Origin of the sequence: Pseudoxanthomonas jiangsuensis (assembly GCF_010093185.1) — a bacterium.
GTDB lineage: Bacteria > Pseudomonadota > Gammaproteobacteria > Xanthomonadales > Xanthomonadaceae > Pseudoxanthomonas > Pseudoxanthomonas jiangsuensis.
Genome location: NZ_PDWL01000003.1, coordinates 43,650 through 68,691, shown reverse-complemented (window position 1 = coordinate 68,691; position 25,042 = coordinate 43,650). Strand labels below are relative to the sequence as shown.

General features: G+C 71.0%; 22 protein-coding genes and 8 tRNA genes. 12 read left to right on the top strand and 18 right to left on the bottom strand.

Going from position 1 to position 25,042, the window contains the following annotated elements; translation table 11 throughout:
• Positions 1–2: 2 nt before the first annotated feature.
• From CSC62_RS02850 to CSC62_RS02830, 5 genes are read right to left on the bottom strand one after another with little or no spacing between them, the layout of a single operon-like run.
• Positions 3–245 carry a MoaD/ThiS family protein gene (locus CSC62_RS02850; RefSeq protein ID WP_162404661.1) on the bottom strand — a complete coding sequence of 81 codons (243 nt, stop codon included), beginning with the start codon at positions 243–245 and terminating at the stop codon, positions 3–5.
• Complete coding sequence (moaC, locus tag CSC62_RS02845) at positions 245–754, bottom strand: cyclic pyranopterin monophosphate synthase MoaC (protein WP_162404660.1); 510 nt, start codon at positions 752–754, stop codon at positions 245–247. Before moaC ends, CSC62_RS02850 begins: the two co-directional genes overlap by 1 nt.
• Entirely contained in the window at positions 755–1,777 is a 1,023-nt protein-coding gene (gene moaA / locus CSC62_RS02840; RefSeq protein ID WP_162404659.1) for a GTP 3',8-cyclase MoaA, read from the bottom strand.
• On the bottom strand, positions 1,774–2,529 hold the full coding sequence (locus tag CSC62_RS02835; protein WP_162404658.1) for an MBL fold metallo-hydrolase: 756 nt from the start codon (positions 2,527–2,529) through the stop codon (positions 1,774–1,776). Before CSC62_RS02835 ends, moaA begins: the two co-directional genes overlap by 4 nt.
• 1 nt (position 2,530) lies before the next feature.
• Positions 2,531–3,280, bottom strand: a complete 750-nt coding sequence (locus CSC62_RS02830) for a 3-deoxy-D-manno-octulosonic acid kinase (protein WP_162404657.1) — start codon at positions 3,278–3,280, stop codon at positions 2,531–2,533.
• A 30-nt stretch (positions 3,281–3,310) separates the two neighbouring features.
• Here CSC62_RS02830 and CSC62_RS02825 point away from each other — a divergent pair, with 30 nt between their 5' ends.
• Both CSC62_RS02825 and CSC62_RS18150 read left to right on the top strand, forming a co-directional pair.
• A complete protein-coding gene (locus CSC62_RS02825) occupies positions 3,311–4,348 on the top strand; it encodes a glycosyltransferase family 9 protein (RefSeq protein WP_162404656.1) in 1,038 nt (345 codons plus the stop codon).
• Between the two features lie 66 nt (positions 4,349–4,414).
• Positions 4,415–7,492: a fused MFS/spermidine synthase gene (locus CSC62_RS18150; RefSeq protein ID WP_162404655.1), complete on the top strand. Its 3,078-nt coding sequence runs from the start codon at positions 4,415–4,417 to the stop codon at positions 7,490–7,492.
• Here the strand turns inward: CSC62_RS18150 and CSC62_RS02815 are convergent.
• Positions 7,465–7,899: an acetoacetate--CoA ligase family protein gene (locus CSC62_RS02815; RefSeq protein WP_162404654.1), complete on the bottom strand. Its 435-nt coding sequence runs from the start codon at positions 7,897–7,899 to the stop codon at positions 7,465–7,467. The genes CSC62_RS18150 and CSC62_RS02815 overlap by 28 nt on opposite strands.
• Positions 7,900–8,047: 148 nt before the next feature.
• On the opposite strand from CSC62_RS02815, the gene CSC62_RS02810 reads away from it, so the two are divergent.
• Positions 8,048–8,138: transfer RNA gene (locus tag CSC62_RS02810), tRNA-Ser, on the top strand.
• Between the two features lie 156 nt (positions 8,139–8,294).
• Positions 8,295–8,999, top strand: coding sequence for a PP2C family protein-serine/threonine phosphatase (locus CSC62_RS02805; protein ID WP_162404653.1), 705 nt, complete (start codon positions 8,295–8,297; stop codon positions 8,997–8,999).
• A gap of 9 nt (positions 9,000–9,008) precedes the next feature.
• On the opposite strand, the gene dnaQ is transcribed toward CSC62_RS02805, so the two are convergent.
• The 3 genes from dnaQ to CSC62_RS02790 are packed head-to-tail and all read right to left on the bottom strand — an operon-like array spanning position 9,009 to position 10,872.
• The gene (gene dnaQ / locus CSC62_RS02800; RefSeq protein WP_162404652.1) at positions 9,009–9,743 is read right to left on the bottom strand and encodes a DNA polymerase III subunit epsilon; all 735 of its coding nucleotides are present in this window, start codon (positions 9,741–9,743) and stop codon (positions 9,009–9,011) included.
• A 10-nt stretch (positions 9,744–9,753) separates the two neighbouring features.
• A complete protein-coding gene (gene rnhA / locus CSC62_RS02795; protein ID WP_162404651.1) occupies positions 9,754–10,200 on the bottom strand; it encodes a ribonuclease HI in 447 nt (148 codons plus the stop codon).
• Between the two features lie 24 nt (positions 10,201–10,224).
• Positions 10,225–10,872 carry a hypothetical protein gene (locus tag CSC62_RS02790; protein WP_162404650.1) on the bottom strand — a complete coding sequence of 216 codons (648 nt, stop codon included), beginning with the start codon at positions 10,870–10,872 and terminating at the stop codon, positions 10,225–10,227.
• A 12-nt stretch (positions 10,873–10,884) separates the two neighbouring features.
• Between CSC62_RS02790 and gloB the strand changes: the two genes are divergently transcribed.
• Entirely contained in the window at positions 10,885–11,646 is a 762-nt protein-coding gene (gloB, locus tag CSC62_RS02785; protein WP_162404649.1) for a hydroxyacylglutathione hydrolase, read from the top strand.
• Positions 11,643–12,887 carry a lytic transglycosylase domain-containing protein gene (locus CSC62_RS02780; RefSeq protein WP_162404648.1) on the top strand — a complete coding sequence of 415 codons (1,245 nt, stop codon included), beginning with the start codon at positions 11,643–11,645 and terminating at the stop codon, positions 12,885–12,887. The genes gloB and CSC62_RS02780 overlap by 4 nt, the downstream gene beginning before the upstream one ends.
• Positions 12,888–12,996: 109 nt before the next feature.
• Here CSC62_RS02780 and CSC62_RS02775 read toward each other — a convergent pair whose 3' ends face one another.
• From CSC62_RS02775 to tig, 8 genes are all read right to left on the bottom strand, one after another.
• On the bottom strand, positions 12,997–14,973 hold the full coding sequence (locus tag CSC62_RS02775) for a SurA N-terminal domain-containing protein (RefSeq protein WP_162404647.1): 1,977 nt from the start codon (positions 14,971–14,973) through the stop codon (positions 12,997–12,999).
• 167 nt (positions 14,974–15,140) lie between these two features.
• Positions 15,141–15,217, bottom strand: a tRNA-Asp gene (locus CSC62_RS02770).
• 88 nt (positions 15,218–15,305) lie between these two features.
• Positions 15,306–15,380 (bottom strand) — tRNA-Val (locus CSC62_RS02765).
• Between the two features lie 33 nt (positions 15,381–15,413).
• Positions 15,414–15,776, bottom strand: coding sequence for an HU family DNA-binding protein (locus CSC62_RS02760; protein WP_484573166.1), 363 nt, complete (start codon positions 15,774–15,776; stop codon positions 15,414–15,416).
• Between the two features lie 116 nt (positions 15,777–15,892).
• Positions 15,893–18,379 (bottom strand): endopeptidase La, encoded by a 2,487-nt coding sequence (gene lon, locus CSC62_RS02755; RefSeq protein ID WP_162404645.1) that lies wholly within the window; start codon positions 18,377–18,379, stop codon positions 15,893–15,895.
• Between the two features lie 189 nt (positions 18,380–18,568).
• Complete coding sequence (gene clpX, locus CSC62_RS02750; protein WP_162404644.1) at positions 18,569–19,855, bottom strand: ATP-dependent Clp protease ATP-binding subunit ClpX; 1,287 nt, start codon at positions 19,853–19,855, stop codon at positions 18,569–18,571.
• Between the two features lie 186 nt (positions 19,856–20,041).
• Complete coding sequence (gene clpP / locus CSC62_RS02745; RefSeq protein ID WP_162404643.1) at positions 20,042–20,668, bottom strand: ATP-dependent Clp endopeptidase proteolytic subunit ClpP; 627 nt, start codon at positions 20,666–20,668, stop codon at positions 20,042–20,044.
• A gap of 68 nt (positions 20,669–20,736) precedes the next feature.
• Positions 20,737–22,032 carry a trigger factor gene (tig, locus tag CSC62_RS02740; RefSeq protein WP_162404642.1) on the bottom strand — a complete coding sequence of 432 codons (1,296 nt, stop codon included), beginning with the start codon at positions 22,030–22,032 and terminating at the stop codon, positions 20,737–20,739.
• 271 nt (positions 22,033–22,303) lie between these two features.
• On the opposite strand from tig, the gene CSC62_RS02735 reads away from it, so the two are divergent.
• The 6 genes from CSC62_RS02735 (at position 22,304) to CSC62_RS02710 (ending at position 23,852) form a co-directional block, all read left to right on the top strand.
• A tRNA-Pro gene (locus CSC62_RS02735) sits at positions 22,304–22,380 on the top strand.
• 36 nt (positions 22,381–22,416) lie between these two features.
• A tRNA-Arg gene (locus CSC62_RS02730) sits at positions 22,417–22,493 on the top strand.
• A 34-nt stretch (positions 22,494–22,527) separates the two neighbouring features.
• Positions 22,528–22,604: transfer RNA gene (locus CSC62_RS02725), tRNA-His, on the top strand.
• 95 nt (positions 22,605–22,699) lie between these two features.
• Positions 22,700–22,775: transfer RNA gene (locus CSC62_RS02720), tRNA-Lys, on the top strand.
• 97 nt (positions 22,776–22,872) lie between these two features.
• A tRNA-Leu gene (locus CSC62_RS02715) sits at positions 22,873–22,958 on the top strand.
• Between the two features lie 138 nt (positions 22,959–23,096).
• Positions 23,097–23,852, top strand: a complete 756-nt coding sequence (locus CSC62_RS02710; protein ID WP_162404641.1) for a Bax inhibitor-1/YccA family protein — start codon at positions 23,097–23,099, stop codon at positions 23,850–23,852.
• A 68-nt stretch (positions 23,853–23,920) separates the two neighbouring features.
• Here the strand turns inward: CSC62_RS02710 and CSC62_RS02705 are convergent, their stop codons facing one another.
• Positions 23,921–24,928 carry an isocitrate dehydrogenase gene (locus CSC62_RS02705; RefSeq protein WP_162404640.1) on the bottom strand — a complete coding sequence of 336 codons (1,008 nt, stop codon included), beginning with the start codon at positions 24,926–24,928 and terminating at the stop codon, positions 23,921–23,923.
• Positions 24,929–25,042 lie beyond the last annotated feature (114 nt).

Sequence of the window (25,042 nt, the reverse complement as noted above, 5' to 3'; positions counted from 1 at the left end):
CCTCATCCCCCCGACACCGGCGGGATGAAGGCCACCTCGCCGCCGTCGCGCAGCGGATCGGACCAGCGCGCGAACGCACCGTCGGCCGCCACCCGCAGCCGCTCGCGTGGCCAGGCCAAGCCATGGCGTGCGGCGGTCTCGGCGTACAGGGCGGCCAGGTCCGGCGCGGCGCTGTCCACCGTCTCGGCGTCGCAGCCGGCGGCCTCGCGCAGGCTGGCGAAGTAAAGCAGCCGTATCGTCGCCATCAGCCCACCGTCCCGAAATCGCGCTTGCCGCCGCGCTTGCCCAGCAGCCGTGCCGGGCCGAGCACGATCCCGTGCGACAGGGCCTTGCTCATGTCGTACACGGTCAGCGCGGCGACCGTGGCCCCGGTCAGCGCCTCCATCTCTACCCCGGTGCGGGCGGTGGTGCGGGCCTGGCACTCGATCCGCAACTCGCGCTCGCCATGCCAGTCGATCGCGATGCGCACGCCGTCCAGCGGCAGCGCGTGGCAGAACGGGATCAGCTCGTGGGTGCGTTTGGCCGCCATCGTCCCGGCGATCACCGCGGTCTCGACGATTCCGCCCTTGCCGGAGCGCAGGCCGCTGGCACGCAGCTGCGCGGCCACTGCGGCCGGGAACTTGACCCGGCACTCGGCGACGGCGCTGCGTGCGCTCACCTCCTTGGCCGATACGTCGACCATCGCCGGACGGCCGGCGGCGTCCAGATGGGTCAGTCGGGGGGCGCTGGCGCCGGTTTTCCTGGGTGCAGCCACTCAACCTCCGATCAGGTACATCTCGATGTGCTTGCGCGGCGCCTGCGGCCGGCCGCGGATCTCGCTGTAGCGGTCGCCGCGCCGGCCCCACAGCCCGGCAACGTGCCCGGCCAGCCAGGCCTCGCCCTGGGCCAGCGCCGGGCGCAGATCATGGCCCTGTCCGGCGAACAGGCAGGTGTACAGCCGGCCGTCGGCCGAGACCCGGGCGCGGTGGCAGTCGCCGCAGAACGGCGCGCTGACCGAACTGACGAAGCCGACCTCGCCGCCGCCGTCGACGAAGGCGTAACGCTCGGCCACTTCGCCACGGTACTGCGCCTGCAGCGGCCGCAACGGCCAGCGCGTGGCGATCCGGTCGCGCAGCTCGCGCGAGCTCACCACCTGGGCCGGATCCCAGCCGTTGCAGGTGCCCACGTCCATGTATTCGATGAAGCGGACCACGTGGCCGCTCCCGCGGAAGCGCTCCAGCAACGGCAGGACCTGGTCCTCGTTGGCGCCGCGCTGGACCACGCAGTTGATCTTCAACGCGCCGAAGCCGGCGGCCTCGGCCGCGGCAATCCCGTCCAGCACCGCGCCGATCTCGCCGCGGCCTCCGGACATGCGCGCGAACGCGGCCGGTTCCAGCGCGTCCAGGCTGACCGTGATCCGGCGCAGCCCGGCCTCGCGCAGGGCGCGGGCCTGGCCGGCCAGCAGCGAGGCGTTGGTGGTCAGCGCCAGATCCTCGATCCCCGGGATCCTCGCCAGGCGCGCGACCAGCTCGGGCAGGCGCTTGCGCAGCAGGGGCTCGCCGCCGGTCAGGCGCAGCTTGCGCACGCCGATCGCGGCGAAGCCGCGGACCAGGGTCTCGATCTGCGCGAACGACAGCCGTCCGGCCGCGTCCAGGCCGTGGTCGTCGGGAATCCGGTCGGCCGGCATGCAGTAGCCGCAGCGGAAGTTGCAAGCCTCGATCACCGACAGCCGCAGGTCGTGCAGCGGCCGGCCGAGGCGGTCGTGCGGCAGGGGCTGCAGCTGCTGGGCCAGGCTCATGCCGATGCCTGCATCGCGGTCGGCGCCGCCAGCGCGCGCAGCTCGCCGGGACGGGCCACGTCGTAGCCGCGCGCGGCGATCGCCGCCGCGTCGGCCTGGCCGGCGTAGTGGTAGAGCAGCATGCGCTGGCGCAGGGCCGCCGGGTATTCGCGCTCCAGGTCGTCCAGGCCGGTGTGCGAGGGATTGCCGTGCAGGGCGCAGTCGTGGGCGATGAGTTCGCCGTCGTCGGCGTGGCGGGCCAGCATCTCCGGGATCGGCCGGGTATCGCCGCTCCACACCAGGCTGCCGCGCAGGCGCAGGCCGAAGGCGGTGTCTGGCCAGTGGTGGCGCACCGGGAACACCTCCAGGCGCAGGCCCTCGTGCCAGAACGCCTCGCTCACCGGCACCAGCTGGAACGCGTCCCAGAAGTTGACCCCGCCCTCGGCCAGCACGTTCGGGTAGTCGCCCACCCGCCGCTGCAGCAGGGGCACGATCGGCGCCGGCACGTACAGCCGCACCCGCCCGCGCCGCTCCGGATCGAACCAGGTGGCGACGAACAGCCGCTCCAGCCCGGCGATGTGGTCCAGGTGGGCATGGGTGACGAACACCGCGCCGGGCATGCGCCCGTACTGGGCCTCGAACGCGGTCAGGCCCTCGGCGCCGCAGTCGATCGTCAGCCAGGGCGCGCCCTGGTGCTCGATGCTGGCCATGGCCGAGCCCAGCTCCACCGCCGTCGCGTTGCCGACCCCGTGCAGGCGCAAGGACCAGGCCATCTCAGCAGCCCCGGTTCCAGGCCAGGTCGTAGGCGCGGCGCAGGCGGGCGAAGTCCTTGTCGACCTCGTCACGGCTGCGCTCGCCACGCAGCTTGAGCAGCGAGCGGTGCAGCCGGCGCAGGTTGGCCTCGCGCCAGCCGGTGGCCGGGATGCGCATGCGGCCGCGGTCGAAGTCGATCAGCCAGCCGCGGCCGTTGCCGTCGAACAGCAGGTTGTGGGCGTTGAGGTCTGCATGGTCCAGGCCTTCGCGGTGGAAGCGCGCGATCAGCCGCCCGGCCTCCTCCCAGGGCGCGCCGGCGCCGGCCACCAGCGCGCGGTCGGCCAGCGAGCGCACCCCGTCCAGCCGCTCCAGCAGGATCGAGGCGCGGTAGCGCAGGCCATCGCGCACGTAGGAGGCGGCCAGCGGCCGCGGCACCGGCAGGCCGCGGCCGATCAGCTCGCGCATCAGCCGGAACTCGGCGAAGCTGCGGGTGCGCGCCGCGCCGTGCCACAGGTAGCGGTCGCGCGAGACCCGTGCGGCCAGGCCGCCGCGCAGGTAGTGGCGCAGCACGCAGGCGCCGAACGGGGCATCGACGAACCAGGCGCCGCCGCGCCCGCCGGACGAGACCGGGCGCGCACGCTCGCCCCAGGCCACCGGCGAGAACAGCTCCGGCCCGGCTTGCCGCAGCCGTTCGCGGTCGAACAGAATGGAGCCGTATCCGCTGTCGGCGCGGTACGGCGTCAGGGCTTCATTGGCGTCGAACGCGGCCATTCGCGCGAGTCTAACAACACCCCGAGACCGATGCGCCCCTCGATCTGCCTGCTGCGCCTGTCCGCCCTGGGCGACGTCACCCACGTCGTGCCCCTGGTCCGCACCCTGCAACGGGCCTGGCCGGACGCGCCGCTGTACTGGATCATCGATCCGGCCGGCCATCGCCTGCTCGAAGGCCTGGAAGGGGTGAGCTTCCACGTCTACGACAAGCGCACCGGCCTGGCCGGGATGCGCGCCCTGCGCCGCAGCCTGCCGGCCGCCGGCTTCGAGGTGCTGCTGCAGCTGCAGGTGGCCGCGCGCGCCAACCTGCTGTCGGCCTTCGTCCGCGCCCGCCGCCGGGTCGGCTATGACCGCGCGCGCTCGAAGGACCTGCACGGGCTGTTCGTCAACGAGCGCATCCCCGACCGTCCCGGGATCCACGTGCTCGACGCCATCGGCAGCTTCTGCGAACCGCTGGGCCTGAAGCAGGATCAGGTGGTCTGGAACCTGCCGGTGCCCGACGCCGCCCGCGAATGGGCCCGGGCGCAGTGGGCCGACGACGGCACCCCGGTGCTGATGATCTCGCCCTGCTCCAGCCACGTCCGCCGCAACTGGTATCCGCAGCGCTACGCCGCCCTCGCCGACCATGCCGCATCGCGCGGCTGGCGGGTCGTGCTGTGCGGCGGCCGCAGCGCGCTGGAGCGCGAGACCGCCGACGCGATCGTGGCGACCATGCGCGCGCCGGCGCTGGACCTGGTCGGCAAAGACACCCTCAAGCAGCTGCCGGCCCTGCTCGAGCGCGCCGACCTGCTGGTCACCCCCGACTCCGGGCCGATGCACATCGCCAACGCCATGGGCACCAGGGTGCTGGGCCTGCACGCGGCCAGCAACCCGGCCCGCAGCGGCCCCTACTCCGACCGCCGCTACTGCGTGGACCGCTACGACGACGCCGCACGCAGGTACCTGGGCAAGCCGGCGGCGGCGCTGAAGTGGGGCACCAAGATCGAGCACGACGGAGTGATGGAGCTGGTCACCGTGGACGACGCGGTCGATGCGTTCGAACGCTACCGGGCCGACCACGGCCGCTGAGCCGCCGCCCGCGGCCGCCCGGCGTCCCGCCGGGCGCTTCGCATCCGCACGCGTGCCGTTCCGCGGATGACGGCCTCCCCGCTGCCCGCGGCGCGCACCGCCGCACTGCCCGGCGCGGCGGTGCTGGGGCTGTTCGTGGTCTCGGGCTTCTCCGGTCTGGTCTACCAGTCGCTGTGGTCGCACTACCTCGGCCTGGTCCTGGGCCATGCCGCCTACGCGCAGAGCCTGGTGCTGGCGATCTTCATGGGCGGCATGGCCCTGGGCGCCTGGCTGGCGGCGCGCCTGGTCCCGCGCTGGCGGCGCCTGCTGCTGGCCTATGCGCTGGCCGAGGCCGCGATCGGTGTGCTCGGATTGGCCTTCCACCCGCTGTTCCTGGGCTACGCCGGGTTGTCGGAAACGGTGCTGGCCGCGCTCGGCGACGGCAGCGCCGGCCAGCTGTGGCCCTGGCTGTCGGCGGCCCTGCTGATCCTGCCGGCCTGCCTCCTGCTCGGCGCCACCTTCCCGCTGCTCAGCGCCGGCTGGCTGCGCGCGGCCGGGCCGGCGCAGGACGGCCGCGTGCTCGGCGGCCTGTATTTCGCCAACAGCCTGGGCGCGGCCCTGGGTGCGCTCGGGGCGACCTTCCTACTGCTGCCGCGGCTGGGCATGCCCGGGGCGATGACGGTGGCCGGGATCGCCAACCTGGCGGTGGCCGCGGCGGCCGGCTGGCTCTCGCGGCGCGCCTCCAAGGCCATGCCGACAGACGAAGCCGCAACCACAGCATCACGGCAAAGTGCCCCCGCAAGCACGACGGCGTCCACGCCACGGACCCGCGCCGTGCTCTGGATCGGCCTGCTCTCCGGCGCCTGCTCCTTCGTCTACGAGATCGGCTGGGTCCGCCTGCTCAACCAGGCCCTGGGCACCACCGTGCACAGCTTCGAGTTGATGCTGGCCGCGTTCCTGCTCGGCCTGGCCTTCGGCGGCGCCTGGGTGCAGCGGCGCGCGGCGCGGCTGCCCGATCCGCTGCGCACCGCCGCCCTGGCCCAGGTGGCGATGGGCGTGGCCGCCCTGCTGTCCCTGCTGGCCTTCGCCCATTCCTTCGACTGGACCGCGGCCCTGGTCCAGGCGCTGGCGCGCACCGATGTCGGCTACCGGCTGTTCCTGCTGGGCAGCGCCGGGATCGCGCTGGCAGTGATGCTGCCGGCGGCGTTCTTCGCCGGCACCACCCTGCCGCTGTTCACCCTGGCCCTGCTGCGCGAGGGCGGCGGCGAGGCGGCCATCGGCCGGCTGTACGCGGCCAACACCCTGGGCGCGATCGCCGGCGTCCTGCTGATGACCCACCTGCTGGTGCCGGTGCTGGGCGTGCGCCTGGGCCTGGTCCTGGCCGCGGCCGGCGACATCGCCCTGGGTTTCTGGCTGCTGGCCCATGCCCGCAGCGAACTGCCGCCTCGCCGGATCGGCGCGCTGGTGGCGGCGGCGACCGCCGCGCTGGGCATCGCCCTGCTGTGGGGCCGGCCCGATCCGCGCGCGCAGCTGTCGGGCGCGTTCCGCACCGGCCATGCCCGCCTGGACGACGCGCTGCAGGTGCCGTTCCTGCGCGACGGCAAGACCGCGACCATCGGCGTCGTGCGCTCGCCCGAGCGGGGCACCCTGTCGCTGCTGACCAACGGCAAGTCCGACGGCGCCATGGCCATGCGCCTGGACGATCCGCCCGGCGGCGACGAACTGACCATGGTCACCCTCGGCGCCTTGCCGCTGGCGCTGCATCCGCGGCCGCAGCAGGTCGGGGTGATCGGCTGGGGCCTGGGCCTGTCCACCCACACCCTGCTCGGCAGCGACCGGGTGCGAAGGGTGGAGACGGTGGAGATCGAGCCGCAGGTGCATGCCGCCGGCAGCCGCCTGTTCGCGGCGCGGATCGACCGCGCCCTGCACGATCCGCGCTCGCAGGTCCGCTTCGACGATGCCCGCCGCCTCTACGCCAGCGGCCGGCGCCGCTACGACGTGATCGTGTCCGAGCCGTCCAACCCCTGGGTCAGCGGCGTGGCCGGGCTGTTCACCACCGAGTTCTACCGTTTCCTGCACGGCCACCTGGCCGAGGACGGCCTGCTGGTGCAATGGCTGCAGACCTACGAGATCGACGACGCCCTGCTGGCCTCGATCGTGGCGGCGATGCTGGAGAACTTCCCCGACGCGGCGGTCTACCTGGCCCAGGACAACGACCTGGTGGTGGTGGCCTGCCGCAGCCACTGCCCGCAGGCGCTGGCCTCGCGCCTGGGCGTGACCGCGCCGCTGGCGCGCGAGACCGCGCGGGTGGGCCTGGCCAGCGACGCCGCGCTGGAACTGCGCCGGATCGGCGGCCGCGCCCTGCTGTCCAGCTACGTGCACGCGCTGCAGGCGCAGCCGCACAGCGACTTCCATCCGCGCGTTTCGCTGCAGGCCCCGCGCACCCGCTTCCGCGGCGACCGCGCCGAGACCCTGCAGCGCCTGGCCGACAACGGCCTGCCGGTACTGGACCTGCTGGAAGGACGGCAACCGCCGCCGGCCGAGGCCGACATCCCGGTGCTGCGCGGCCACGGCCTGCTGCAGGCGCGACAGCGCGCCATCGCCCTGGCCACCGCGCTGCGCACGGGACGGCACGACAGCAAACTGGGCACGCGCCAGCGCGACCTGCCGGCGGCCGAACCGCGGCTGCAGGCGTTGCTGGGCCTGTCACGCGACCCGGTGCGCGATCCGGCGACCTGGGCCGAGGCCGCCTCGGCCATGGCCTTGGCGACCCTCGGCCACCTGCCTGCCGCGGACCTGCACGGGGTGTGGATCGCGCCGGAGTGGATCGATCCGGCGATCCAGCCGGCCCCGGTCCAGGCCATGCTCGAACTCTATGCCGCCGCCGCGGCGCGCGATCCGGCGGCGATGCGCGCCAGCGGCGAAGCCGTGCTGCGGCGGCCGGAGGCCCTGCCCCTGCAGGTCCAGGAGCAGGCCTTGCTGGTCGCCCAACTCGGTGCGATCGGCCTGGGCCGCCCGCAGGAGGTGGAGCGCCTGCGCGAAGGCTACGGGGTCGCCCTGCCCCACAGCCCGGAGCTGCGCATGGTCCGCCACCTGGTCAGGATCCGCGCCCTGGAACTGCGCGGACGCGCGCCGGGTCAGCCGGCCGCACCGCCGGCGCGGTAGTCCTGGTAGGACTTCTCCTCGACGTAGGCCGAACCCAGCGCCAGGTTGATCTCCTTCTTCACCCGCGCGCGCTCGTCGTTCTCGAAGTACACGCTGCGGGCCAGGCGCACGAACTCCTCGTCGAACTCCTGCGCCTTCTCCTTGACCCGGATCTCGTCCTCGATCTCCCACAGCCGCTCGTTGACCGCCTTCAGCTGCGCGCGCAGTTCGGCGACCCCGGTCCCGGAGCCCGAGCCGGGCGTGCCGCCGGCGGCCGGGTGCTGCATCCAGGTCTGCTCCAGCGCCGACAGCTCCTTGCGCACGTTGGCCAGCTTGGCCGGGTCGCTCATGCGCTCGGACTTGATCTGCAGGATCGCGATCTTGTCGAGCAGTTCGCCGAAGGACACGGGCACCAGGATCTCGGACATGGCAGGGCACGGGATGAATGAGAGGCGGACAGTCTAGGGCCTGGCCCATGTACCGGGGACCCCGCGGCCGGCCGGCCCCGAGTTGTGCCCGCCCGGCGGCTTCCCGTATCATGGCCGGCCCGCGCTCGACCACGCCGCGCGGGACTGCGGGAAGGTGGCAGAGTGGTCGAATGCGCCGGATTCGAAATCCGGTGTACCGGTCTCCGGTACCGTGGGTTCGAATCCCACCCTTCCCGCCACATTCGAAGCGAACGAAAGACGGGCCCCGGCCCGTCTTTCTTCTTTCCGGGCACCGCCGCGCCCGGCCCGACGCCGGCTCCCCCGGCCCCCCGCCTGTCCTTACGGGCGCGGCGTATACGTTTATCCTGCCTGACAGCGAAGCCGCCGCGGACGCCATGATCGAATTCGGACACCTGACCCACGTGGGGCTGCGCCGCGGGCTCAACGAGGACACCTACTACGGCGACAGCGAACTGGGCCTGTGGCTGGTGGCCGATGGCATGGGCGGGCATGCCTGCGGCGAGGTGGCCAGCGCCCTGGCCCGCGAGACCATCGTCCGCGAGGTCCGCGACGGCACCCCGCTGGTGCAGGCGATCCTGATCGCCGACGAGGAGATCATCCGCGCCTCGCGCCGGCGCAACGACACCCTGCCGATGGGCACCACCGTGGTCGCCGCCCGGGTCCAGGGCCCGCGCTTCGAGGTGGCCTGGGTCGGCGACAGCCGCGCCTACCTGTGGCGCGACGGCCGCCTGGCCCAGCTCAGCCAGGACCACAGCTACGTCCAGGACCTGATCGCCCAGGGCAGCCTGACCCCCGAGCAAGCGCGTTCGCACCCCCACCGCAACGTGGTCACCCAGGCCCTGGGCGTGACCGACCCGGCGCACCTGAACGTCTCGACCATGGCCGGCGAATTGCTGCCGGGCATGCAGCTTCTGCTGTGCAGCGACGGCCTGACCGAGGAAGTGGACGACCGCCACATCGCCGAGGCCATGGGCCACCAGGACTGCAGCGCGCAGGAGTGCGTGGACATCCTGGTCGCCGCCGCGCTCGATGGCGGCGGCTCGGACAACATCACCGCGGTGCTGGTGCGCTGCCAGTAGCGGTGCGCCTCAGGCCGGCAGGGGCTCGGCTTCGGCCACCGGCTCGACCTCGTCCCACACCGCGCGCCCGGCCTTCTTGCGCAGGTGGACCAGCCGGCGCAGGTGCGCCTCGCGCTCGGCCTCCACGGTGACGATGCGCGGACGCTCGCCGGCCACCGGGGCGAAGCTCACCACCGCCGCCGGCCGGGCGCTGGCCGCCTCGGCCTCGCCGAAGCCGATCTCCTCCTGGCCGGAGGTCAGGGCGATGTAGACGTCGGCCAGGATCTGGGCGTCGAGCAGGGCGCCGTGCAGCTGCCGGTGCGAGTTGTCCACGCCCAGGCGCTTGCACAGCGCGTCCAGCGAATTGCGCTGGCCGGGGAAGCGCTCGCGCGCCAGCAGCAGGGTGTCGACCACGCTCACCCGGTCGAGCATGCGTCCGTACTGCGGCCCCAGCCGCGACAGCTCCGAATCGAGGAAGCCCAGGTCGAAGGCGGCGTTGTGGATGATCAGCTCGGCGCCGTCGATGTAGCCAAGAAATTCCTCGGCGATCTCGTCGAAGCGCGGCTTGTCGGCCAGGAACTCCAGGGTCAGGCCGGTCACTTCCTGGGCGCCGGCCTCGAACTCGCAGTCCGGCTTCAGGTAGCGGTGGAAGTTGCGGCCGCTGGGACGTCGCTCAAGCAGCTCCACGCAGCCGATCTCGACCACGCGGTTGCCCTTCTTCCATTCCAGGCCGGTGGTTTCGGTATCGAGGATGATCTGGCGCATCGCGGTCAGTTTACCGCGCAGCGGCGCGCGCCTGCTGCGAGGCGATCCGCGCCAGCATGTCGACCCGCTCGTTGTCCGGGTCGCCGTTGTGGCCCTTGACCCAGCGCCAGTCGATCCGGTGGCGGCCGGCGGCCGCGTGCAGCCGCTCCCACAGGTCGCGGTTCTTGACTGGATCGCCACCGGCGGTCTTCCAGCCGCGCCGGACCCAGCCTGGCATCCATTCGGTGATGCCCTGGCGCACGTACTGCGAATCGGTGTGCAGGATCACCTCGCAGGGCTCGCTCAGCGCCTCCAGGGCCATGATCGCGGCCATCAGCTCCATGCGGTTGTTGGTGGTGTCCGGCTCGCCGCCGGACAGCTCGCGCTCGTGCGCCTTGTAGCGCAGCAGGGCGCCCCAGCCGCCGGGGCCGGGATTGCCCGAACAGGCGCCATCGGTGTGGATCTGGATCTGCTTCATTCGGTCTTCGCAAGGAGGAAAGGATCAGGCCGCCGGCGCGGCGCCGTGGCGCCAGTGCACGGCCGCCGGCGCCACCGGCGCGGCGACCCGCTTCTCGGCCTGGAGCACGCAGGCCGCGCGCAGCGACAGCGCCGAACCGGCATCGCGGCCGTCGCCGCGCAGGCGCCAGCGCGGGCCGACGAAACGCACCGGCTCCACGCTCTGCAGGCCGAGCCTGTGCAGCCGCCATTGCCAGTCCTGCGCCAGCGGCGCCGCCCAGTGCGCACCGCGCCCGCGCAGGCGGAACGGGCCGCAGGGATTGAACGCACACAGCCACAGGCGGCCGCCGGCCACCAGCAGCCGCAGGCTCTCTTCCAGCAAGGCGTCGATCTGGGCCGGCGGCGGATGCTGCAGGACCACATCGCCCATGCACTCGCCGGGCAACGGCCAGGGCAATGCGCAACGCACGCTGCCGGCATAGCCGGCGCCGTGCGGATACAGCAGCACGCCGCGCGGCACCGGCACGGCCGGCTCCGGCGGCGGCACCGGCGCCAGCCACAGCCGCGGCTGCACCGGACGCGCCGCCAGCCGCGGCGCCAGCCAGTGGCGCTCCTCGTCCAGCAAAAGCTGGCCGCCATGTCCGCTGAACCAGGAACTGGTGCCGGGTTGACGGCTGGACGCGGGCGCAGGCATGGTCGCGATTCTATGCGACCGCGTGCGCTGCCGGCATTGGAGGACAACTACGTCTGGGTCCTCGGCGAGGACGCGAAGGCGCTGGTCGTCGATCCCGGCGAGGCCGCACCGGTGCTGCGCGCCGCCGACCAGGGCCTGCGCCCGCAGGCGGTGCTGCTCACCCACCACCATCCCGACCACTGTCAGGGCGTCCCCGCCCTGCTGGAACGCTGGCCCGGCCTGCCGGTGTTCGCGCCCGACGACCCTCGCATCGACATGCCCTGCGAGCGGGTGGGCGAAGGCAGCCGGCTGGCGCTGCTGGATCTTCAGATCGAAGTGATCGCAGTCCCCGGCCATACCCGCAGCCACATCGCCTATCGGGCCGACGGCGTTCTGTTCTGCGGCGACGCACTGTTCAGTCTGGGCTGCGGACGCATGTTCGAAGGCACGCCCGCGCAGATGCACGCCTCGCTGCGGCGGATGGCCGCCCTGCCCGGCGACACCCGGGTCTGCTGCGGCCACGAATACACCCTGGCCAATGCCGCGTTCGCGCTGGCGGTGGAGCCGGACAACCGCGAACTGGCGCAGCGCCGGGAGCAGGCCCTGCAGCAGCGCCGGGCCGGGCTGCCGACCGTGCCTTCCACGATCGCCTCGGAGCGGGCCTGCAATCCCTTCCTGCGCTGCGGCCAGCCCGGCGTACGCGCGGCGGTGGCCACGCGCCTGGGACGGCCGGTCACGGACGAGGTCGAGGCGTTCGCCGCGCTGCGCGCCTGGAAGGACGGATTCACCGGATGAGGCGGACCTGCCTGCTCGCCCTGCTGGCGCTGCCTTTGCCGGCCATCTCGGCCGCACCACCGGCCGAGGCCGGCGTGCCGGCAACCACCGGTGCTGCCGCCACCGGCGTCGATGTCAGTGCGGCCGCAAGCGGCGACACGCCGCCGCCATCCGCTCCCACCGCGGCAGAGGCCGATGTTCCGGCACCGGTGGACGTCACGACCGCGGCCGCCGCGGCGGCCGGCACCCGCAACGGCCTGGCGATCTACGCCGCCTTCCGCGACGGCCTGGCCGAACCCGAATGCGGCGACGACAACGCCCGCTGGCGCCGCCACTTCGCCCATGCCCCGGAGCGCCTGGCCGACCGCGACAGCGATGTCCTGCCGCTGTTCGGGCACGTGGTCGACGCCCTGCGCGAGGCGCACCTGCCCACCGAATTCGCCCTGATCCCGTTCATCGAGAGCGGCTACGCCCCGGGCGTGCGCGGCGCAGGCGGCCCGGCCGGCCTGTGGCAGTTCGTCCCGGTCACCGCGCGCAACCACGGCATCGAGGTGGGCGAACGCTACGACGGCCGCCTCTCCCCGGCCGAGTCGACCCGCGCGGCGGTGCGCTACCTCAAGACCCTCAACGGCATGTTCGGCGGCAACTGGCGGCTGGCCGCGATGGCCTACAACGCCGGCGAATACCGCGTCCTCCAGGCGTTGCGGCGCAACGGCGGCAGTGCGCTGGAAACGGCGCCTTCCGCCCTTCCCGGCCTGTCCCCGGTGACCTACGCCTACGTCGACAAGCTGCACGCCCTGGCCTGCCTGCTCGAGCATGCCGGCGACCGCGACGGCTGGCGCGAGGAACTCGACCGCTCCGTCCTGCAGCTGCAGGCGATCGAGGCCGACGCCGGCCCCAGCCTCGATGCCTGGGCCGGCCGCCAGGGCCACGATCCGGCGCAGCTGCGCCGGCTCAACCCCGCCCTCGCGGGCGGCCGCTGGCCACGCAAGGCACGGCCGCTGGTGCTGGCGCCGCTGCAGGCCAAGGCGACGGATGCGACGGTCGCCGGCGCCGCCGGCCCGGATTCCGCGCCGGCCGCCGGGGGCGGAGCCGCAAAGCCAACGACGGCCACCTCCACGCGTACCCATGTCGTGCGGCGCGGCGATTCGTCGTGGGCGATCGCCCGCCGCCACGGGCTGCGCCTGGAACGCCTGCTCGAGCTCAACGGCCTCGGCCCGCGCAGCACGCTCAAGCCGGGAATGGTGCTGCGCCTGGAGTGACCGGCGGAGGATGCCGCGACGCCGTCCCGTGGGTGTTCCGTCGCCATGACGACGAAGGGCGCGGATCGCTCCGCGCCCTTCGCCTTTCGTTCCTGTCCGCGTGGGCGGGTCAGAGCTGGCTTTCCTGCACCGCCACCGTGAACTGCTTGCGCAGCTGGCGCACGTAGGCTTCGGCCGCGGCCGCGCCGTCGATCTGGGCCAGCTGGCTGCGCAGCTGTTCGCGCTGCTCCTTGCTCAGCTCCTCCGGATTGCCCGGGTGCACGGCGTTGACCGCGAACAGCGCCTGGCGGCCGCCCGGCAAGGCGAAGCGGCCGGCCGACGGCTTGCCCTCCACCGGCACCGGAGCTTCGAAGATCGCCTTGTTCGCCTCCGGCGAAGGCGCCGGCGCGCCGCGCGGCAGGCCGGGCATCGGCACCACCTCGGCACCGGCCGAAGCGGCGACCGCGGACAGCGCCTCGCCGGCCTGCACCCGCTTGACCAGCGCCTCGGCGGCGGCCTCGGCGGCCTTGGTGCGGCGGTCGGCCCGCACCGCGGCGATCACCTGCTCGCGCACCTCGGCCAGCGGCCTGGCCTGCTCCGGGGCGTGCTCCACCACCCGGATCACGACGCTGTGGTTCGGGCCGATCTCGATCGGGTCGCTGGCGGTGCCGTCCTCGATCAGCGACTCGGAGAACGCGGCGCGCTTGACCTCCGGCGAGGCGGCGACGCCGACCGTGTTCTCGCGGCTGAACGGCCCGATGCGCTGCACCTGCAGCCCGACTTCCTTGGCCGCCGGCTCCAGGGTCGAGGGATTCTGGTAGATCAGGTCGGTCAGGCGCCCGGTCAGCTCGCTGTAGGCGCGCTCGCGGTCGGCCTGGGCCTGTTCGCGCGCCAGTTCCTCGCGTGCCTGTTCGAACGGCACCTGGGCGCCGGTCCGGACCTCGCGCAGCTGCAGCACGTGGTAGCCGAAATCGGTCTGCACCGGGCCGCGCACCTCGCCGGCCTGCATCGCGAACAGCGCCTGCTCGAACGGCGCCACCATCACGCCCTTCTCCACCCAGCCCAGGTCGCCGCCGTTGTCGCGCGATCCCGGGTCCTCGGAATTGGCCTTGGCCAGCGCGGCGAAGTCGGCGCCGGGGGCCTTGGCCTCGGCGGCCAGGCGGGCGGCCTTCTCCTCGGCGGCCTTGCGGGTGGCCTCGTCGGCGCCCGCATCGACCCGCACCAGGATGTGCGAGGCCAGGCGGCCCTCCGGCTCGACGAAGCGCGACTTCTCGTCCTCGTAGCGCTTGCGCAGGACCGCATCGTCGGCCTCGGCCGGCGCGGGCAACTGCTCGGCGCCGACCTCGACGTACTCGATCGTCACCGTTTCCGGGCGCATGAAATCCTGCTTGTGCGCTTCGTACCAGCCGCCGATATCGGCGTCGGTCACCGGCGCGGTGTCCTCGGCCTGCTCGGGCAGCAGCACCGCCTCGACGTCGCGCTTCTCGCCCGACAGGCGCACCATGCGGTCGACCTCGGCCTGGGTCACGAAGGCCGAGGTGCCCAGGCCCACCGGGATCAGCGACTGCCTGAGCGACTCGCGCACGAGCCCTTCGAACTCCTTGGGCGTGCGCGGCGGCATCTGCGAGGAAAGCGCCAGCTGGTAGCGGGTCGCGTCGAACTTGCCGTCGACCTGGAACGCGGGAATGCCCTCGATGTAGCTGCGCACGGCCGCGTCGCCGATGGTCACGCCGGCGCGCTCGGCGGCCAGCAGGAGCACCTTTTCGTCGATCAGGCCGTCGAGCACCTTGCGCTTGTTCTCCACGCTCTCGAACTCGCGCGGATCGAAGGCCTCGCCCTGCTGCTGGCGCTGCTGCATCCGCTCCTGTTCGAAGCGCTGGCGGAACTCCTCGACGCTAACCTCGCGGTGCTCCCACAGCAGCGAAACCGGCCACCACGACGGCGCGCCCTGCCACCAGGACGGCGGCGCCTTGACCTGGGCCGCGTCGTTGGCGCCCATGCCGCCCATGTAGCTGTGGTCGATCACGAAGAGGAACGGGATCATCAGCAGGCCGATGATGACCGTGGCGGCCCAGCCCGTGGTCCGATCGCGGAGTTTCTGCAGCATTGTCCAGCCCGTCAGGTAAGCGGCGAAAAGTAAGCGGCGAAGTGTAACCCGTCGCGCGGCGGCCGCCACGCCCCGGCCGGTCCGCGTTCCGCGCCGGCGGCCGGAGCCAGCGGATCCGATCCCGGAAAAGAAGAAAGCCCCCGATCGCTCGGGGGCTTTCCGTGTAATGGCGGAGTGGACGGGACTCGAACCCGCGACCTCCGGCGTGACAGGCCAGCATTCTAACCGACTGAACTACCACTCCGCTGTGAGCTGCGCATTGTAAGGTGGTTTGCGGAATTCCGCCAGACCATCGAACAATTTTTTTCGTCTTTACCCGCGTCGCCCGAAGGTGGTGGGTGCTGAGGGTTTCGAACCCCCGACCCTCGCCTTGTAAGGGCGACGCTCTACCGCTGAGCTAAGCACCCGGGTGCATGCACCCTGCCTCGGCGGCGGGTCGATTAGTTTACAGCGTCCTTCAGGGCCTTGCCAGCCTTGAACGCCGGGTTCTTCGAGGCGCTGATCTTGATGGTCTCGCCGGTCTTCGGGTTGCGGCCGGTGCGGGCGGCGCGCTTGCGGACCTGGAAGGTGCCGAAGCCGACCAGGGTCACCGCGTCGCCCTTCTTCAGCGCCTTGGTGATCGAATTGATGACCGCATCGACCGCACGGGCGGCTTCGGCCTTGGTGACTTCGGCTTCGCCGGCGACGGCATCGATCAGATCGGTTTTGTTCATTCGTCTTTGCTCCCTGTGCGGCGTGGCCGCGAGATGAGTGACCGGGCCCGCGCGCTGCGGCGCGTGCCCGATGATGGTCCGGTCCGCCACACGTGGGAACGTTGCCGGCGGGTGCGCCCGTTATACAGGGCGCTACCCCCTGCCGCAACCCGGAAACGCTGTAATAACGCGGGTTTTACGCTTGTTGCGCGGGTCCGCGGCGATCCTCAATGCTTGACGTCGGAGCGGTCCTGTGCGGTCCGCGAGCGCCGGCCGGAGGCCTTGCCGGCCTTGCCCCGGACGGGGGTGCCGGCGCCCTGCGCCGGCCCCAGCGGACGCTCGAGGGCCAGGTCCAGGACCTCGTCGATCCAGCGCACCGGCACGATCTTCATGCCCGCGGTGACGTTGGCCGGGATGTCCGCCAGGTCCTTGCGGTTCTCCTCCGGGATCACCACGGTGCGGATGCCGCCGCGCAGGGCCGCCAGCAGCTTCTCCTTCAGCCCGCCGATCGCGGTCACCTTGCCGCGCAGGGTGATCTCACCGGTCATGGCGATGTCCGCGCGCACCGGCACCTTGGTCAGGGTCGAGACCAGCGCGGTGACCATGGCGATGCCGGCGCTGGGGCCGTCCTTGGGGGTGGCGCCGTCGGGCACGTGCAGGTGGACGTCGTGCTTCTGCAGGAAGTCGACCTCGATGCCAAGCCGCTCGGCGCGCGCGCGCACCACCGACAGCGCGGCCGAGGCCGATTCCTTCATCACGTCGCCCAGCTGGCCGGTGAGGATCAGCTGGCCCTTGCCCGGGACCAGGGTGGCCTCGATCTGCAAAAGGTCGCCGCCGACCTCGGTCCAGGCCAGGCCGGTGACCAGGCCGATCTCGTTCTGCTCCTCGGCGCGGCCGTAGTCGAAGCGGCGCACGCCCAGGTATTTGTCCAGATTCTTCGCGGTCACCTGCACCTGCGCGGCGGCCTTGGCCTTGCGCGCCGGCGCCTTCCTGCCCGCGGCCTTCTTCGCCGCCGGCTGCGGACCCTTGAGCGCGATCTCCTTGACCACCTTGCGGCAGATCTTGGCGATCTCGCGCTCCAGGTTGCGCACCCCGGACTCGCGGGTGTAGTAGCGCACGATGTCGCGCACCGCGTCCTCGGCGATCGCCAGTTCCTCGGGCTTCAGGCCGTTGGCCTTGAGCTGCTTGGGTACCAGGTAGCGCCCGACGATGCTGGTCTTCTCGTCCTCGGTGTAGCCCGGGATGCGGATGACCTCCATGCGGTCCAGCAGGGGCCCTGGGATGTTGAGCGAGTTGGAGGTCGCCACGAACATGACTTCCGACAGGTCCAGGTCGACCTCGAGGTAGTGGTCGTTGAACGAGTGGTTCTGCTCGGGGTCGAGTACCTCCAGCAGGGCCGAGGACGGATCGCCGCGGAAGTCCATCGACATCTTGTCGATCTCGTCGAGCACGAACAGCGGGTTCTTGGTGCCGACCTTGTTGAGGTTCTGCACGATCCGGCCCGGCATCGAGCCGACGTAGGTGCGGCGGTGGCCGCGGATCTCGGCCTCGTCGCGCACGCCGCCCAGCGACATGCGCACGAACTTGCGGTTGGTGGCCTTGGCGATCGATTGGCCCAGCGAGGTCTTGCCCACGCCGGGCGGGCCGACCAGGCACAGGATCGGGCCCTTCATCTGCTTCACCCGCGACTGCACCGCCAGGTACTCGAGGATCCGCTCCTTGACCTTGTCCAAGCCGTAGTGGTCCGCGTCCAGGGTGTCCTGCGCGGCATTGAGGTCCTTGCGCACCTTGCTGCGCTTCTTCCACGGCACGCCCAGCACCCAGTCCAGGTAGTTGCGCACCACCGCGGCCTCGGCCGACATCGGCGACATCTGCTTGAGCTTGTTCAGCTCGTTGCGGGCCTTGGTCTCCACCGCCTTGGGCATGCCGGCTTCGGCGATCTTGCGCGCCAGTTCCTCCAGTTCGCCCGGCGAGTCGTCCAGGTCGCCCAGTTCCTTCTGGATCGCCTTCATCTGCTCGTTGAGGTAGTACTCGCGCTGGCTGCGCTCCATCTGCGACTTGACCCGGCCGCGGATGCGCTTCTCCATCTGCTGCACGTCGATCTCGCCCTCGACCAGGCCGACCAGCAGCTCCAGCCGCTCGCCGGTGTCGGCGGTCTCCAGCAGCCGCTGCTTGTCGGCCAGGCGCACGCCGATGTGGGCCGAGATGGTGTCGGCCAGGCGCCCGGATTCGTCGATCCCGGCCAGGGTCTGCAGCAGCTCCGGCGGCAGCTTGCGGTTGGTCTTGACGTACTGCTCGAACAGCCCGTTCAGGGTCCGCGCCACCGCCTCGATCTCGCGCGGGTCGCGGCCGCTGCCGGCCTCGATCAGCTCGCCGCGGCCGTGCAGGGCGCCGTCGCGCTCGGCGATCCGGCTGACCGCCACCCGCGCGGTGCCCTCGACCAGCACCTTGATCGTGCCGTCGGGCAGCTTGAGCAGCTGCAGGACCGTGGCCAGGGTGCCGACCGCGTACAGGTCGCCGGCCTCCGGATCGTCGGTCTCGGCGGACTTCTGCGCGACCAGCAGGATCTGCTTGTCGGCCTCCATCGCCTGCTCCAGCGCGCGCATGGACTTGTCCCGGCCGACGAACAGCGGGATCACCATGTGCGGGAACACCACCACGTCCCGCAGGGGCAGGACGGGCAGGTCGAGGGCGTCGGATCGGGTGCGGGACATGGAAGCTCCGAAAGGTGGGGATGACGGTCTGGGCCGTCTCTGGCCCCGTTATGGGGTCTACCCGCGGGCGATGCAAGGCGCAGGCCACAACCCCAACGGAATCAACTGGTTGCAGAAAAACGAAACCCCCGCCACGGGCGTGGCGGGGGCCTTGGCGGAGGCTGGCCGGGCTTCGCCCGACCCGGGCGATCACTCGCCCGAGGCGGCCTTCGGCGGGGAGGCCGGCGGGGTCTGGTAGATCAGGTACGGCTCGGTCTTGTGCTCGATCACCGACTCGTCCACCACCACCTTGCTGACGTTCTCGGCCGACGGCAGGTCGTACATGGTGTCCAGCAGCACCGACTCGACGATGGTGCGCAGGCCGCGGGCGCCGGTCTTGCGCTTGAGCGCCTTGCGCGCGATCGCCGCCAGCGCGTCGGGGCGGAACTCCAGCTCGACGCTCTCCATCTCGAACAGCTTGCGGAACTGCTTGGTGATGGCGTTCTTCGGCTCGGTCAGGATCTTGACCAGGGCCGCCTCGTCCAGCTCCTCCAGGGTCGCCACCACCGGCAGGCGGCCGACGAACTCGGGGATCAGGCCGAACTTGATCAGGTCCTCCGGCTCGACCTCGGCCAGCAGCTTGCCGGTGTCGGCCTTGCGCGCGGTGCTCTTCACCTTGGCGCCAAAACCAATACCGCCGGACTCGGTGCTGCGCTGCTGGATGATCTTGTCCAGGCCGGCGAACGCGCCGCCGACGATGAACAGGATGTTCTTGGTGTCCACCTGCAGGAATTCCTGCTGCGGATGCTTGCGCCCGCCCTGCGGCGGCACGCTGGCCACGGTGCCCTCGATCAGCTTCAGCAGGGCCTGCTGCACGCCCTCGCCGGACACGTCGCGGGTGATCGACGGGTTCTCGCTCTTGCGCGAGATCTTGTCGATCTCGTCGATGTAGACGATGCCCTGCTGCGCCTTGTCGACGTCGTAGTCGCACTTCTGCAGCAGCTTCTGGATGATGTTCTCCACGTCCTCGCCGACGTAGCCGGCCTCGGTCAGCGTGGTCGCATCGGCGATCGTGAACGGCACGTTCAGCAGCCGCGCCAGGGTCTCGGCCAGCAGGGTCTTGCCCGAACCGGTCGGGCCGACCAGCAGGATGTTGGACTTGGCCAGCTCCACGTCCTCGTTGCGCTGGCGGCTCTCGATCCGCTTGTAGTGGTTGTACACGGCCACGGCGAGGGTCTTCTTCGCCCTCTGCTGGCCGATCACATACTGGTCCAGGACCTCGAGGATCTCGCGCGGCTTGGGCAGCGAGCTGCGCGCCGACTGCGCCTTCTCCTCGAGCTCCTCGCGGATGATGTCGTTGCAGAGCTCCACGCATTCATCGCAGATGAACACGCTCGGGCCGGCGATCAGCTTGCGCACCTCGTGCTGGCTCTTCCCGCAGAAGGAGCAGTACAGGATCTTGTTGCTGTCGCCGGAACGGCCTCGGTCTTCGCTCATGCTTCGCTTTTCCAGATGTTTCTGCCCGCCGCGGCGGGACTTCGGGCCGAGAATAGCACAGGGCCGGAACCGCGCCAGAGGCGCGCCGGGCCAGGCTTTTCCAATGAAATCAAGGCTTGCAAGCTCCGTGCCGGCCCGGTTCGGGAGACCGGCGCGGGGCGCTGGCGGGCGGGCGGACCGCCGCGGTCAGCCAGCCTGGATCGACTCGTCCGGACGCCGCTCCAGGACCTCGTCGACCAGGCCGTAGGCCTTGGCTTCGGCGGCGCTCTTGAAGTTGTCGCGCTCGGTGTCGCGGGCGATGGTCTCGATGCTCTGGCCGGTGTGCTGGGCCAGGATCTCGTTCAGCCGCGCGCGCATGCTCAGGATCTCGCGGGCGTGGATGTCGATGTCGGTGGCCTGGCCCTGGAAGCCGCCCAGCGGCTGGTGGATCATCACACGCGAGTTCGGCAGGGCGTAGCGCTTGCCCGCCGCGCCGGCCGCCAGCAGGACCGCGCCCATGCTCGCCGCCTGGCCGACGCAGATGGTGCTCACGTCCGGCTTGATGTACTGCATGGTGTCGTAGATCGCCATGCCGGCGGTGACCAGGCCGCCGGGCGAGTTGATGTACAGGCTGATGTCCTTCTCGGGGTTCTCGGCCTCCAGGAACAGCATCTGGGCGATGATCACGTTGGCGACGTGGTCCTCGACCGGTCCGACCAGGAAGATCACCCGCTCCTTGAGCAGGCGCGAGTAGATGTCGTAGGCGCGCTCGCCGCGGCTGGTCTGTTCGACCACCATCGGGACCAGGTTCAGGGCTTTGATCGAATTGTCCACGCGGGGATCTCCTGTGTTTTGTTGAATCCCCGCACATGGATGTGCGGGCCGTTGCGAGGGACTCGTGCTTACGCCCGGATCGCTTCCTGGAACGACAGCGCCTGCTCGGTGTGCTGGGCGCGCTCGGCGATCCAGTCGATCACCTGCTCTTCCATCACCCGGCCCTGCAGTCCCTGCATCAACTGGGGGTCGTTGCGGTACATCTCAATGACCTGCTCCGGCTCCTCGTAGGTGGAGGCGATCAGGCGCAGGGTTTCGTTCACGCGCTTGGGGTCCAGGCGCAGGTCGTGGCGGCGGGCCACCTCGCCGACCAGCAGGCCGGCCAGGACGCGCTTGCGCGCCGGCTCGACGAAGTTCTGGTGGGCGTCGGCCGGCGGCTGGCCCGGGTCGCGGCCGCTGCGGCGGATCTGCTCGACCTGCTGGGCCAGCATCGCCCGGGCCTCGTTCTCGACCAGGCGCGGCGGCAGCTCGACGTGGGCCCAGGTGGCGGTCAGCTGCTCGCCGACCTCGCGCCGCAGGCGGGCCATCAGCGCGCCCTTGAGCTCGCGTTCCAGGTTGCTGCGGATGTCCTCGCGGAACTTGTCCGCCTGCCCGCTCTTGACCCCGAAGCTCTTGATGAAGGCCGCATCGACCTCCGGCAGCACCGGCTCGGAGACCTGGGTCAGGGTGACGTGGACCTGGGCGGTCTTGCCGGCCAGCTGCGGCTGGCGCCAGTTCTCCGGGAAGGCCACGTCCAGCACGTGCTCCACGCCCGGCTGCAGGCCGGCCAGCGCGCTTTCCAGCGCCGGCAGCAGCTGGCCGGAGCCGATCACGGTGTTGAAGCGCTCCTCGCCCTCGGCCGGCTGGCGGAAGTCGCCGAACCGGGTCCACAGCGCGCCGGCGACCAGGTCGCCCTCCTTCGCCTCGCGCTCGACCTTGTTCCAGGTGCGGCGCTGCAGGCGCAGGTTCTCGATCATCTGGTCGATGTCGGCGTCGGTGACCTCGGCGGTGTGGCGGACCACGGTCAGCTTGGTCACGTCGACGTCGCCGAAGTCCGGCACGATCTCGAAGGTGGCCACGAAGTCCAGCTCGCTCTCGCCGGCGCGGTCGATCCGCGGGTTGCCGGCCAGGCGCAGCTCGTTCTCGCGCACGGCCGAATCGAAGGCCTGGCGGACCAGGCCGCCGAGCACCTCGGCCTTGACCTGGTCGCCGTAGCGCTGCTCGATCACCTTGGTCGGCACCTTGCCCGGGCGGAAGCCCTTGATCCGGGCGGTGCGCGCGATCTCGCGCAGGCGGCCGCTGACGCCGGACTCCAGCTGCTCCGCCGGCAGGCTGAAGTTGATGCGGCGCTCGAGGTTGCCGGTGGATTCGACAGAGACTTGCATGGTGGTCTGGCTCCTGCAGCCGCGGGCCGTGCCGCGGCGGAAATCACGGGTGGTGGATGGTTCGGCGGCGGACTCCGTCCGGGCGCCAGCGGAAAACGCGCTAGTTTCGCCGATCGGCCGCCAGCGCGCCAGTCTGGGCCGCTTCCGGCATTGACAGCCGTGCCGGCGATCCCGAACAATAGCCGGCCTTGCGGGACGCCAGCCGGCCGACCGCAAGCCGGGCCCGGCGGGCCGGATGTTTCGGGGCGATGCCGGACCTGACCCAGCACACCGGGGTATAGCGCAGTCTGGTAGCGCGCCTGCTTTGGGAGCAGGATGTCGGGGGTTCGAATCCCTCTACCCCGACCATCTTCCCGCGAGGCAGGCAACGCGACACCGAGTTGTGCGCCCGTAGCTCAACCGGATAGAGCACCGGCCTTCTAAGCCGGCGGTTGCAGGTTCGAGTCCTGCCGGGCGCGCCATCACCGGCGCTGCGGCGGGAACAGTTTCAATGTGGTGGCTGTAGCTCAGTTGGTTAGAGTACTGGATTGTGATTCCAGTGGTCGGGGGTTCGAATCCCCTCAGCCACCCCACCCATAGCGGCATGCGCGACGCGGACGGCGACATAGACCGCGGAAACGCTTGCCACGGCCACGCGATCTGATTAGACTGCGCGGCCTCGGTTTCAGGGCCGTTAGCTCAGTTGGTAGAGCAGCTGACTCTTAATCAGTAGGTCCAAGGTTCGAATCCTTGACGGCCCACCACTGAAACAGGAAAGCCCCGCTTCGGCGGGGCTTTTTCTTTGGCGGCACGGCGGCTTCGCGATCGGGCGGCGGCCGCGGTTAGAATGCCGGCGGCATCGCGAAAGTGGCGGAATTGGTAGACGCACTGGATTTAGGTTCCAGCGGGTAACCCCCGTGCGGGTTCGAGTCCCGCCTTTCGCACCAACCCACGCATATCTCCGGGCCGCGGCCATGAGGAACGAGCGTTCGCGAGTGGCGCACCCCACACGCCGCAGTGCTTCTGCCACCTCCCCCATGTATCCTTAATCCCCGTCCAGGGACACACACGGAGCGACCTGCCCCATGCGCAGCGGCAATCCCGCACTCAAGGAATCCACCTTCCTCGACCTCGGCAGCGGCACGGTGGTGTCGCGCGACGGCGGGGCGATGACCCTCAACGGCACGGTCAACAAGACCGGCATCCTGCTCCTGCTGGCGGTGCTGACCGGCACCTTCGCCTGGTCGCAGATGCAGATCACCGAGGCCGGCGTCACCGGCATGGGCTACGTCTGGGGCGGCGCGATCGCCGGCTTCGTGCTGGCCCTGGTCACGATCTTCAAGAAGGAATGGGCGCCGGTCAGCGCGCCTTTGTACGCGCTGGCCGAGGGCCTGTTCCTGGGCGGCATCTCCTCGGTGTTCGAGGCGCGCTTCCCCGGCATCGTGATGCAGGCGGTGCTGCTGACCTTCGGCACCCTGTTCGCCCTGCTGTTCGCCTACCGCAGCGGCCTGATCAAGGCCACCGAGAACTTCAAGCTCGGCGTGGTCGCGGCCACCGGCGGCATCTGCCTGGTCTACATGGCCACGATCGTGCTGGGCTTCTTCAACATCAACGTGCCCTTCATCCACGACTCGGGCCTGATCGGGATCGGCTTCAGCCTGTTCGTGGTGGTGATCGCCGCGCTCAACCTGGTGCTGGACTTCGACTTCATCGAGACCGGGGTCGAGCAGGGCGCGCCGAAGTACATGGAGTGGTACGGCGCCTTCGGCCTGATGGTCACCCTGGTGTGGCTGTACATCGAGTTCCTGCGCCTGCTGGCCAAGCTGCAGTCGCGCGACTGACTGGCAGCACGCCGCGGACATGAGAAAGGGCGCCGGTGGCGCCCTTTTTCTTTCCCGCCGGACAGCAGTTACAGCCGCCTGGCGATCGCCTCGGCAAAGCCCATGGTGGTGCCCTGGCCGCCCAGGTCGCCGGTCAGCGAGTCCTTGGCCTCCAGCGTCGCGACGATCGCCTTGCGCACGCGCTCGGCGTTCTGCGGCTGGCCGATGTGATCCAGCATCTGCGCGGCCGCCAGCAAAAGGGCGCAGGGGTTGGCGATGCCCTTGCCGGCGATGTCCGGCGCGGTGCCGTGCACGGCCTCGAAGATCGAGGCGTGCTCGCCGATGTTGGCGCCCGGGGCCAGGCCGAGGCCGCCGACCAGGCCGGCGCACAGGTCGGAGATGATGTCGCCGAACAGGTTGGTGGTGACCAGGATGTCGAACTGCTCCGGGCGCATCACCAGCTGCATGCAGGCGTTGTCCACGATCATTTCCTGGAACTCGATCTCCGGGTACTGCGCGGCCACTTCGCGGGCCACGCTCAGGAACAGGCCCGAGGTCGACTTGATGATGTTGGCCTTGTGCACCGCGGTGACCTTCTTCCGCCCGGTGCTGCGGGCCAGCTCGAAGGCGTAGCGGACGATCCGCTCCGAACCCTTGCGGGTGATGCGGGCGCCGGAGATGGCGGTCTCGCCATCGGCCGACAGTTCCTGGCCCTCGGCCAGGTAGGCGCCCTCGGTGTTCTCGCGCACGGTGATCAGGTCCACGCCGTCGCCGAAGCGCGATTTGGTGTTCGGGAACGACTTGGCCGGGCGCACGTTGGCGTACAGGTCGAAGTGCCGGCGCAGGCTGACGTTGATCGAGGTGAAGCCGCCACCGATGGGGGTGCTCAACGGGCTCTTCAGCGCGACCTTGTTGCGGGCGATGGAGTCCAGGGTCTCCTTCGGCATCAGGTCGCCGTGCTTCTCGAGCGCGACCACGCCGGCGTCGGCGAATTCGTACTCCAGGCCGGCGCCGAGCTGGTCGAGCACGTACAGGGTCGCGTCCATGATCTCCGGGCCGATGCCGTCGCCGCGGATGACCGTGATCTTCTGGGTCATTGGTAAGTGTTCCGGACAGGCGCACCGGCCCGGGGAAGCGGGGCCAGGCGCGCGGGAGGGGGAAAGTTTGTGGTGAAATTATGCCCGATCGGCCATGAATCCCCCATATCGACC

Coding starts and splice junctions, on each gene's coding strand:
- CSC62_RS02830 (WP_162404657.1), bottom strand. CDS start 3,280: ATGGCCGCGTTCGACGCCAATGAAGCCCTGACGCCGTACCGCGCCGAC.
- gloB (WP_162404649.1), top strand. CDS start 10,885: ATGCGACCGCGTGCGCTGCCGGCATTGGAGGACAACTACGTCTGGGTC.
- rnhA (WP_162404651.1), bottom strand. CDS start 10,200: ATGAAGCAGATCCAGATCCACACCGATGGCGCCTGTTCGGGCAATCCC.
- CSC62_RS02705 (WP_162404640.1), bottom strand. CDS start 24,928: ATGACCCAGAAGATCACGGTCATCCGCGGCGACGGCATCGGCCCGGAG.
- CSC62_RS18150 (WP_162404655.1), top strand. CDS start 4,415: ATGACGGCCTCCCCGCTGCCCGCGGCGCGCACCGCCGCACTGCCCGGC.
- tig (WP_162404642.1), bottom strand. CDS start 22,032: ATGCAAGTCTCTGTCGAATCCACCGGCAACCTCGAGCGCCGCATCAAC.
- CSC62_RS02790 (WP_162404650.1), bottom strand. CDS start 10,872: ATGCCTGCGCCCGCGTCCAGCCGTCAACCCGGCACCAGTTCCTGGTTC.
- CSC62_RS02815 (WP_162404654.1), bottom strand. CDS start 7,899: ATGTCCGAGATCCTGGTGCCCGTGTCCTTCGGCGAACTGCTCGACAAG.
- CSC62_RS02825 (WP_162404656.1), top strand. CDS start 3,311: ATGCGCCCCTCGATCTGCCTGCTGCGCCTGTCCGCCCTGGGCGACGTC.
- CSC62_RS02780 (WP_162404648.1), top strand. CDS start 11,643: ATGAGGCGGACCTGCCTGCTCGCCCTGCTGGCGCTGCCTTTGCCGGCC.
- CSC62_RS02775 (WP_162404647.1), bottom strand. CDS start 14,973: ATGCTGCAGAAACTCCGCGATCGGACCACGGGCTGGGCCGCCACGGTC.
- clpX (WP_162404644.1), bottom strand. CDS start 19,855: ATGAGCGAAGACCGAGGCCGTTCCGGCGACAGCAACAAGATCCTGTAC.
- CSC62_RS02850 (WP_162404661.1), bottom strand. CDS start 245: ATGGCGACGATACGGCTGCTTTACTTCGCCAGCCTGCGCGAGGCCGCC.
- CSC62_RS02710 (WP_162404641.1), top strand. CDS start 23,097: ATGCGCAGCGGCAATCCCGCACTCAAGGAATCCACCTTCCTCGACCTC.
- CSC62_RS02835 (WP_162404658.1), bottom strand. CDS start 2,529: ATGGCCTGGTCCTTGCGCCTGCACGGGGTCGGCAACGCGACGGCGGTG.
- CSC62_RS02805 (WP_162404653.1), top strand. CDS start 8,295: ATGATCGAATTCGGACACCTGACCCACGTGGGGCTGCGCCGCGGGCTC.
- moaA (WP_162404659.1), bottom strand. CDS start 1,777: ATGAGCCTGGCCCAGCAGCTGCAGCCCCTGCCGCACGACCGCCTCGGC.
- lon (WP_162404645.1), bottom strand. CDS start 18,379: ATGTCCCGCACCCGATCCGACGCCCTCGACCTGCCCGTCCTGCCCCTG.
- dnaQ (WP_162404652.1), bottom strand. CDS start 9,743: ATGCGCCAGATCATCCTCGATACCGAAACCACCGGCCTGGAATGGAAG.